Raw genomic sequence first — 8,365 nt, forward strand, 5'->3', positions numbered from 1 at the left:
TGCTTGAGGTAGGGGTCGGGTTCCATCCGCGCCACCCAGGCGGTCAGGTCGACCGCGACCTGCTCGTAGGCGATCGTGGTCTCCAGCACCGAGGCCAGCCCGGGCAGCAGCCAGTTGACCGCCTTTTGCTGCTGGGCCTCGATGTAGCGGACCCGGGCCAGCTGCTGCTTGACGGCCGGGTCGGGGCAGTGCCGGTTGAACTGGTGGCTGAACAGGATCGCCTCCACCTCGATGCCGTTCATCGCGATGATCCGGCAGCGGGTGTAGGGATCGCTGTGGTCGGGATCGATCGGCGTGACGTTCAGCTCACGCCAGTTGCGCAACTGCTTGTCGAGCGGGATGCCTCGCTCCTGTAGCGGGTTGAAAGACATGTCGTCCCTCCTCAGAGGCGGTGGCGGACTGGGGGCACGCCATACCCCCTCCCTCGTGCTCCAACCCAGGGGTGCCACCATCCCGGCGCCCGCACGCGGTGGATCTTCACTGTGAACAGTTCGGCGAGGGGCGAAGTGTCCGGACCCTAAAGTTCCACGTATGGAGCAAATCATCGCGCCGGAGACCCGCGTGGACCGTCGGGCGCTCTTGGCGGCGGGCGTCACCGTGGTGCTGTGGGCCTCGGCATTCGTCGCCATCCGCAGCGCCGCGCAGTATTTCTCCCCCGGCGCCCTGGCCCTGGGCCGGCTGCTGGCGGGCTCGGTGGTGCTCGGCGTCATCTGGCTGGTGCGACGCGAGGGACTGCCGCCGCGCGCCGCGTGGCCCGGCATCCTGGGCTCGGGGATCCTGTGGTTCGGCCTCTACATGGTCGTCCTGAACTGGGGTGAGCAGGAGGTGGACGCGGGGACGGCGGCGATGGTCGTCAACGTCGGCCCGATGCTGATCGCGCTCCTCGGCGGCTGGCTGCTCAGGGAGGGGTTCCCGCCTCGTCTGCTGGCGGGGATGGCGGTGTCGTTCGCCGGCGCCGTCGTGGTGGGGATCTCGATGTCCGACGGCGGCCGCGCGTCGATCGTCGGCGTCCTGCTGTGCCTGCTCGCGGCGGTGACGTACGCCGGTGGCGTCGTCTGCCAGAAACCCGCGCTGAAGCACGCCTCGGCCCTGCAGGTCACCACGTTCGGCTGCTTCGTCGGGACGGCCGCCTGCCTGCCGTTCGCGGGCCCGCTCGTCACGGAGATCGCGGCCGCGCCGCTGCCGGCGACGCTGAACGTCGTCTACCTGGGCGTCTTCCCGACGGCTCTGGCGTTCACCACCTGGGCCTACGCGCTCGCCCGCACCACCGCCGGCAAGATGGGCGCCACGACCTACGTGGTCCCCGCCCTGGTGGTCCTGATGGCCTGGGCGGTCCTCGGAGAGGTCCCCGGCTGGCTGACCCTCGCCGGCGGCCTGCTGTGCCTCGCCGGTGTGGCCGTCTCCCGGGGAGGGGGGAAGGCGCGCGAGCCCGGTAACGTGACGTCCACGACGTGATCAACAAGAGATCGGGGTCTCCCCGGTCTCTTGGGCAGCCCGGGGAGGCGCGGATGCGCGACCAGACGATCAGTGACTTTCTGGAACGGTTGGCCGACCGGGTACCCGCGCCCGGCGGGGGCGCGTCGGCCGCCCTGCACGCCGCCCAGGCCGCCGCGCTGCTGGGCATGGTGGCCCGCTACAGCGACGGCCCCGGATACGCCGGGCACGAGCAGGTGATCAACCGGATCCTCGCCGAGGCGGACGCCCTGCGGGACCGCGCTCTCCGGCTCGCCGAGGACGACGCGGCGGCGTTCACCGCCGTGACCGACTCCTACCGGCTGCCCAAGGCCACCGACGAGGAGAAGGCCGCCCGCTCGGCGGCGATCGCCGGGGCGCTGGCCGCCGCCGCCGAGCCCCCGGCCCAGACCATCGCCGCCGCGCGGCGGCTGGTCGAACTCGCCGGAGAGCTTCTGCCCGTCGGCAACCGCAACGTCATCACCGACGTCGCCGCCGCCGTGGAGGCCGCCCGGGCGGCGGCCACCACCGCCCGGGTCAACGTCGAGGTCAACCTGGGCGGCATCAAGGACGAGGAGGTCCGCGCCGGGTTGGCCGACAGGGCGGCCGGCGTGGACGAGATCGCGGCCGGGGCCGAGAGGGTTACCGCCGCAGTGCGTGAGGAGATCAGCAGGTGAGTGCGCGTCCCCTGTCCGGCAGGCGTGAGGAGATCAGCCGATGAGTGCGCGTCCCCTGTCCGGCAGGGATCTCGCCGCCGCCATCCGGACGGACACCGCCGAACGGGCCGCCGAGCTCGCGGCCGCCGGCCGGCCCCCGAAGCTCGCGGTGGTCACGGCCACCGCCGACGAGTCCAGCGCCTGGTATGTGCGCTCCATCGTGACCGCGGCGGGCAAGGCCGGCATCGCGTGCGAGGTCGTGGATCTGGGCCCGGAGGCGCCGGCCGCGGAGATCCGGGAGCGCCTGGAGTCACTGAGCGCCGACGGCCAGGTGAGCGGGATCATCCTGCAGACCCCTCTTCCGGGGGGTGCCAAGCTTGAGGACCTCGCCTCCGCCATCGCCCCGGCCAAGGACGTGGACGGGGCCAACCCGCTCTCGCTCGGCCGCCTGGCGGCCGGGCTCCCCGCCTTCGCGCCGGCGACCGCCGAGGCGGTGGTGCGGATCCTGGAGCACCACGGGGTGGAGCTCGCCGGACGCCACGCGGTCGTGGTCGGCCGCTCCACGGTCGTCGGCAAGCCCGCGGCCCACCTGCTGCTGGACCGCCACGCCACCGTCACGGTGTGCCACTCGCGCACCGCCGACCTGCCCGCCGTGGCCTCGGCGGGCGACATCCTGGTCGCGGCCGTCGGCCGGGCCGGGCTCATCACGGCCGAGCACGTCAAGCCGGGGGCCGTGGTGGTGGACGTGGGTACGAACCCCACCGACGACGGCGGCCTCGTCGGCGACGTCGACCCGGCCGTGGCGGAGCGGGCCGGGGCTCTGACGCCGGTGCCCGGGGGCGTGGGGCCGGTGACCACCGCTCTCCTGCTGTGGCACACCGTGCAGGCCGCGCGGGAGTAGGCCGCCCGGCGGCCGATCGCAGGAGGCGGCGCCGGGGCCGGGCCGGTCAGACGGGGATCGAGACGCCGAGGCCGCCGCGGGTCTGCGCGCCGTAGCGCTCCTTCTCCCTGGCGAGGTCGAGGGGCTTGATGCCGCTGCGCCCGTCCAGCACCTCCTCGGTGAGCAGGTCGGCCGGGACCAGCCAGGACACCTCGAACTCCAGGCCGTCGGGGTCCTTGGCGTACAGGGCCTTGGTGGTGGAGTGGTCCGAGGCGCCGACCAGCGCGTTCATCTCGCCGAGCTTGAGCGCGATCCGCTCCAGCTCCGCCAGGGTGTCCACCTCCCAGGCCAGGTGGTAGAGGCCGACGGTGGAGCGGCCGGCGCCGGACGCCCCGGCGTGGGGGCCGAGCTCGAACAGGCCGAGGTCGTGGTCGTTGCTGGAGCCGGAGGCCTGCAGGAAGGCGGCGCCCCGCATGCCCATGACGACTCTGAAACCGAGGGCCTCCTCGTAGAAGGCGACGCTGCGCTCGACGTCGCGTACGTACAGGACGGCGTGGTTGAGCCGCTGGACCGGCATGGTTCCTCCCCTGAAACTTGAACTCTCAAGTAGATTACCTCCCGATACTTGAGAGTTCAAGTAAACTGGGGCCGTGACGCGATGGCTGGACGATGACGAGCAGGGTGCCTGGCGCACCTTCCTGGCGGCTTCGCAGCTCGTTCAGGAGGAGCTGGACCGGCAGCTGCAGCGGGATTCCGGCATGCCGCACGCCTACTACGCGGTGTTGGTGAAGCTGTCGGAGGCGCCGGACCGCATGCTGCGGATGAGCGAGCTCGCGGCGGAGGTCAACTCCTCGCAGAGCCGGCTGTCCCACGCCGTGGCCCGGCTGGAGGAGCGCGGCTGGGTGCGGCGCGAGCGGTGTGCCGCCGACAAGCGTGTGAGCTGGGCGGTCCTCACCGACGAGGGGTTCGCGGTGCTCGCCGCCGCCGCTCCCGGTCACGTCGAGGCGGTACGGCAGAGCTTCTTCGACCTGCTCGACCCCGAGCAGCTCCACCGGCTCACCGAGATCTGCGCGGTGCTGCTGAAGAGGGCGGCCCCCTGAGCGGGCCTCCCGCCGCCCGTCGGCCCCTCGTCGTACGGTTGCTCCCGACCATTCGGCTCAACAGGAGGGTGCGCAACATGGCGGAGGCTTCTCTGACCGGGACGGACGTCGAGCACGAGGCGAACCGCCTGCTCTTCAGGGCCGTCCACGAGGTAGCGTTGGGACACGCCGGGGCGGACGTTTCCCAGGTGGTCGCCGTGCTCCGCCGGCGGTTGGTCAACGTGCCGGGCCTGGACGACCACGGGCTCCGGCGGATCGCCGAGGAGATCAGCGTGGGCCGGGACCCTTCCGGCCTGTAACCGGCCCTTCCCGGCCCCCGTCCGGCCCGTGGTCGCGGCCTTCCGGACCTCATCCAGGCCGTGGTCGCGGCCTTCCGGGGATCGCCGCGGGCCGGAGCCGGGCCGGCCGACAGGCGCGGCCTTCCGGGGATCAGCGCGGCCCGGGGGGCGTCCGGGCGGTGGTCGCGGCCAGGTGGGCGCCGGGGTCGGCGATGATCCGGTGGATGACCTGTCCGGCGGCGCCCAGGGACGCGGCGTCGCCGCCGAGCCGGGAGACGGTGAGCTCGGGGACGGCGTGGCGCATCCGGGCCAGCCGGGCGATCATCGTCTCGCCGGCGGGACCGTGGATCCACGGGAACAGCGGGGCGAAGATGCCGCCCAGCACGACCGTCCCGGGGTCCATCAGGTGGACCGCGGAGGTCAGGGCGACGCCGAGCGCCCGCCCGGCGCGCTCGCAGGCGCGCAGCGCGCCGGGCTCGCCCGCCTGGAGGGCCGCCACGAGCGCGGGCACCCCGTCCAGGCCGGCCGCCCGCAGCAGGGCCTCCTGGCCCGCGTACTGCTCCAGGCAGCCCCGCCCGCCGCAGCGGCAGGCGGGACCGTCGGGGGAGACGATCACGTGGCCCAGCTCTCCGGCGAGGCCGCGGGCGCCGCGGAACAGGTCACCGCCGAGCACCAGGCCGGCGCCGACGCCTATCTCCCCGGACACGTGGAGGAAGTCGCTCGGGCCCGAGCCGAACCAGAGCTCGCCCAGCGCGGCCAGGTTGGCCTCGTTCTCCACGGCCACGGGGAAGTCCAGCAGGTCGCCGACGCGCACGTCGTGCCAGCCGAGGTTCGGGGCGGCGTGGAGCAGCCCGTCGTCCACGGGGCCGGGGACGGCGAGGGCGGAACCGGCGATGGCCAGCCCCTCGGAACGGGCTTCGTCCACAGCCCTGTGGGCAAGTTCTTGCAGGTGAGCAAGAGTTTCCACAGGCGAAGCGGCCTGGTTGTCCACAGCCTGTGTACGGCGCAGCCGGACCGAGAGCGTGAGGTCCACGACGCACGCGGACAGGTAGTCGACGTTGATCTCCAGGCCGAGTGCCGCGACCCGGTGCCCGCTGAGGCCGACCGCCGTACCCGGCCGTCCCCGCTCCCCGTCCCTCAGCGCGCCCGACTCGGCCACCATGCCCGCGCCGAGCAGGTCGCCGACCATCTTGGACACCGTGGTCTTGGTCAGCCCGGTGATCTCGGCCAGCGCCGCGCGGGTGATCGGCCCGCTCCGCCGGACCTCGCCGAGGACCACGCCGAGGTTGCGGGCGCGCATCGAGTCATGGCGTACGGCCTGCGTCATGGAACACCCACCTCTTGACGATCCCACCACCTCGCCCCATATTAAGTCCATAAAATGGATTAAATCGGAGGGTCATCCATGAGTGACTACACGCCCAAGCCTGAGGACCGCTTCACCTTCGGGCTGTGGACCGTCGGCTGGCAGGCCCGTGACCAGTTCGGAGACGCGAGCCGGGCCCCGCTCGACCCGGTGGAGAGCGTCCACCGCCTCGCCGAGCTCGGCGCGTACGGCGTCACCTTCCACGACGACGACCTGCTGGCCGTCGAGCCGGACCGGGACAGGGCCGTCGAGCGCTTCAAGAAGGCCCTGGCGGAGACCGGCCTCAAGGTCCCCATGGCCACCACGAACCTGTTCACCCACCCCGTCTTCAAGGACGGCGGGTTCACCAGCAACGACCGGGACGTGCGCCGCCACGCCCTGCGCAAGGTGATACGCAACGTCGACCTGGCCGCCGAGCTCGGCGCGACTACCTACGTCTGCTGGGGTGGCCGCGAGGGCGCCGAGTCGGGGGCCGCCAAGGACATCAGGGCCGCGCTCAGCCGTTACAAGGAGAGCATGGACCTGCTGACCTCCTATGTGATCGACCAGGGCTACGACATCAGGTTCGCCATCGAGCCCAAGCCGAACGAGCCGCGCGGCGACATCCTGCTCCCGACCGTCGGCCACGCGCTCGCCTTCATCAACGAGCTGGAGCACTCCGAGCGGGTCGGCCTCAACCCCGAGGTCGGCCACGAGGAGATGGCCGGGCTCAACTTCGCGCACGGCGTCGCGCAGGCGCTCTGGCACGGCAAGCTCTTCCACATCGACCTCAACGGCCAGCACGGCCCCCGGTTCGACCAGGACCTCGTCTTCGGCCACGGCGACGTGAAGAACGCGTTCTTCCTGGTGGACCTGCTGGAGAACGGCGGCTACGACGGCCCCCGGCACTTCGACTACAAGCCGCTGCGCACCGAGGACACCGAGGACGTCTGGGTCTCGGCCGCGGCCAACATGCGCACCTACCTGATCCTCAGGGAGAAGGCGAAGGCCTACCGCGCCGACCCCGAGGTCGTCGAGGCACTCGCCGCCAGCAGGGTCGCCGAGCTGTCCGAGCCCACGCTGGCCCCCGGCGAGACGCTGGAGGACCTGCACCGCGACGACTTCGACGTCGACCGGGCCGCCGCGCGCGGCTTCCACTTCTCCCGCCTGAACCAGCTCGCCCTGGAGCACCTCCTCGGGGTCCGCGGATGACCCTCGTGGCCGGGGTCGACTCGTCGACCCAGAGCTGCAAGGTGGTGATCAGGGACGCCGAGACGGGCGCCCTGGTGCGGCAGGGGCGCGCGGCCCACCCGGACGGGACCGAGGTCGACCCGGCCGCCTGGTGGACGGCGCTCCAGGAGGCGCTCGCGCGGGCGGGCGGGCTGGACGGCGTCGAGGCCATGAGCGTCGGCGCACAGCAGCACGGCATGGTCTGCCTGGACGAGTCCGGCGCCGTCGTGCGGGACGCGCTGCTGTGGAACGACACCCGCTCCGCCGGGGCCGCCCGGGACCTGGTCGAGGAGCTGGGCGGTCCGCTGAAGTGGGCCGAGGCGGTCGGCAGCGTGCCGGTCGCGTCGTTCACGGTGACCAAGCTCCGCTGGCTGGCCGAGCACGAGCCCGGCAACGCCCGCCGTACGGCGCGGGTGTGCCTGCCGCACGACTGGCTCACGTGGCGCCTGGGCGGGGAGTTCGTCACGGACCGGGGCGACGCTTCCGGGACCGGATACTGGTCGCCCGCGACCGGCTCCTACCGGACCGACATCCTGAAGGCGGCCTTCGGCGCCGTCCCCGGGCTGCCCCGCGTGCTGGGCCCCCGCGACCAGGCGGGCGAGCTGGACGTCCCCCGCGGCGGCCGGGGGCCGGTCCGGCTCGCGCCCGGGACGGGGGACAACATGGCCGCGGCCCTCGGGGTCGGGGCACTGCCGGGAGACGTGGTCGTGTCGCTCGGGACGTCGGGGACGGCGTTCGCGGTCGCCGACGTCCCGAGCGCCGACCCCAGCGGCGCCGTGGCCGGGTTCGCGGACGCCACCGAGCGGTTCCTGCCGCTGGTGTGCACGCTCAACGCGGCACGGGTGCTCGACGCCGCCGCCCGGCTGCTCGGGGTCGACCTCGACAGGCTCGGGCGGCTCGCCCTTGAAGCCCCCGCGGGGGCGGGCGGGCTGGTCTGCGTGCCCTACCTGGAGGGGGAGCGGACCCCGAACCTCCCCGACGCCACGGGGTCGCTGCACGGCCTGACCCTGGGCACCTCCACCCCCGCCCACCTGGCCAGGGCGGCGGTGGAGGGCCTGCTCTGCCACATGGCCGACGCCTTCGACGCCCTGGGGCTGGACCCGGCCCGGGTGCTGCTCATCGGGGGCGGCGCCCGGTCGGAGGCCGTACGGCGGATCGCCCCGGCGGTCTTCGGGCGGCCCGTGGTCGTGCCCGAACCGGGGGAGTACGTCGCCGACGGCGCGGCGAGGCAGGCCGCCTGGCTGCTCGGCGGCGGTGCCGAGCCCCCGGTCTGGGAGAGGGGCGGGACCGAGCGCTTCGAGGCCGACGCCACGCCGGCCGTGCGGGCCCGCTACGCCGAGGCCCGTGACGGACGCTGACGGCCCCTCCCCCGGCCCTGGGGGCCCGCACGGCCGGCGTGGCGTCGGCCTCGAAGCGCTCGGTCC

At 73.4% G+C, this 8,365-nt stretch carries 9 protein-coding genes and 1 pseudogene; 7 read left to right on the top strand and 3 right to left on the bottom strand.

Annotated features, from left to right (window positions below):
- A pseudogene (locus tag CA984_RS40540) lies at positions 1 to 371 on the bottom strand (hypothetical protein); the annotation flags it as partial.
- A gap of 160 nt (positions 372 to 531) precedes the next feature.
- On the opposite strand from CA984_RS40540, the gene CA984_RS40545 reads away from it, so the two are divergent.
- Genes CA984_RS40545 through CA984_RS40555 form a run of 3 tightly spaced genes read left to right on the top strand, consistent with a single transcriptional unit; the run spans position 532 to position 3,009 of the window.
- Positions 532 to 1,455: a DMT family transporter gene (locus tag CA984_RS40545; RefSeq protein ID WP_207621226.1), complete on the top strand. Its 924-nt coding sequence runs from the start codon at positions 532 to 534 to the stop codon at positions 1,453 to 1,455.
- Between the two features lie 53 nt (positions 1,456 to 1,508).
- Entirely contained in the window at positions 1,509 to 2,129 is a 621-nt protein-coding gene (locus CA984_RS40550; protein ID WP_086578659.1) for a cyclodeaminase/cyclohydrolase family protein, read from the top strand.
- Between the two features lie 40 nt (positions 2,130 to 2,169).
- Positions 2,170 to 3,009: a bifunctional 5,10-methylenetetrahydrofolate dehydrogenase/5,10-methenyltetrahydrofolate cyclohydrolase gene (locus tag CA984_RS40555; protein ID WP_086578660.1), complete on the top strand. Its 840-nt coding sequence runs from the start codon at positions 2,170 to 2,172 to the stop codon at positions 3,007 to 3,009.
- A gap of 46 nt (positions 3,010 to 3,055) precedes the next feature.
- Here CA984_RS40555 and CA984_RS40560 read toward each other — a convergent pair whose 3' ends face one another.
- A complete protein-coding gene (locus tag CA984_RS40560; RefSeq protein ID WP_086578661.1) occupies positions 3,056 to 3,565 on the bottom strand; it encodes a VOC family protein in 510 nt (169 codons plus the stop codon).
- A gap of 73 nt (positions 3,566 to 3,638) precedes the next feature.
- Here CA984_RS40560 and CA984_RS40565 point away from each other — a divergent pair, with 73 nt between their 5' ends.
- Both CA984_RS40565 and CA984_RS40570 read left to right on the top strand, forming a co-directional pair.
- Positions 3,639 to 4,088 carry a MarR family winged helix-turn-helix transcriptional regulator gene (locus CA984_RS40565; RefSeq protein ID WP_086578662.1) on the top strand — a complete coding sequence of 150 codons (450 nt, stop codon included), beginning with the start codon at positions 3,639 to 3,641 and terminating at the stop codon, positions 4,086 to 4,088.
- A gap of 77 nt (positions 4,089 to 4,165) precedes the next feature.
- The gene (locus tag CA984_RS40570) at positions 4,166 to 4,387 is read left to right on the top strand and encodes a 30S ribosomal protein S6 (RefSeq protein ID WP_086578663.1); all 222 of its coding nucleotides are present in this window, start codon (positions 4,166 to 4,168) and stop codon (positions 4,385 to 4,387) included.
- 130 nt (positions 4,388 to 4,517) lie between these two features.
- On the opposite strand, the gene CA984_RS40575 is transcribed toward CA984_RS40570, so the two are convergent.
- A complete protein-coding gene (locus tag CA984_RS40575; RefSeq protein ID WP_086578664.1) occupies positions 4,518 to 5,693 on the bottom strand; it encodes an ROK family transcriptional regulator in 1,176 nt (391 codons plus the stop codon).
- 78 nt (positions 5,694 to 5,771) lie between these two features.
- On the opposite strand from CA984_RS40575, the gene xylA reads away from it, so the two are divergent.
- Positions 5,772 to 6,923, top strand: coding sequence for a xylose isomerase (gene xylA / locus CA984_RS40580; protein WP_086578665.1), 1,152 nt, complete (start codon positions 5,772 to 5,774; stop codon positions 6,921 to 6,923).
- Complete coding sequence (xylB, locus tag CA984_RS40585; protein WP_086578666.1) at positions 6,920 to 8,299, top strand: xylulokinase; 1,380 nt, start codon at positions 6,920 to 6,922, stop codon at positions 8,297 to 8,299. Before xylA ends, xylB begins: the two co-directional genes overlap by 4 nt.
- Positions 8,300 to 8,365 lie beyond the last annotated feature (66 nt).

The organism is Streptosporangium minutum (assembly GCF_002149035.1).
GTDB lineage: Bacteria > Actinomycetota > Actinomycetes > Streptosporangiales > Streptosporangiaceae > Streptosporangium > Streptosporangium minutum.

Coding starts and splice junctions, on each gene's coding strand:
- CA984_RS40545 (WP_207621226.1), top strand. CDS start 532: ATGGAGCAAATCATCGCGCCGGAGACCCGCGTGGACCGTCGGGCGCTC.
- CA984_RS40550 (WP_086578659.1), top strand. CDS start 1,509: ATGCGCGACCAGACGATCAGTGACTTTCTGGAACGGTTGGCCGACCGG.
- CA984_RS40555 (WP_086578660.1), top strand. CDS start 2,170: ATGAGTGCGCGTCCCCTGTCCGGCAGGGATCTCGCCGCCGCCATCCGG.
- CA984_RS40560 (WP_086578661.1), bottom strand. CDS start 3,565: ATGCCGGTCCAGCGGCTCAACCACGCCGTCCTGTACGTACGCGACGTC.
- CA984_RS40570 (WP_086578663.1), top strand. CDS start 4,166: ATGGCGGAGGCTTCTCTGACCGGGACGGACGTCGAGCACGAGGCGAAC.
- CA984_RS40575 (WP_086578664.1), bottom strand. CDS start 5,693: ATGACGCAGGCCGTACGCCATGACTCGATGCGCGCCCGCAACCTCGGC.
- xylA (WP_086578665.1), top strand. CDS start 5,772: ATGAGTGACTACACGCCCAAGCCTGAGGACCGCTTCACCTTCGGGCTG.
- xylB (WP_086578666.1), top strand. CDS start 6,920: ATGACCCTCGTGGCCGGGGTCGACTCGTCGACCCAGAGCTGCAAGGTG.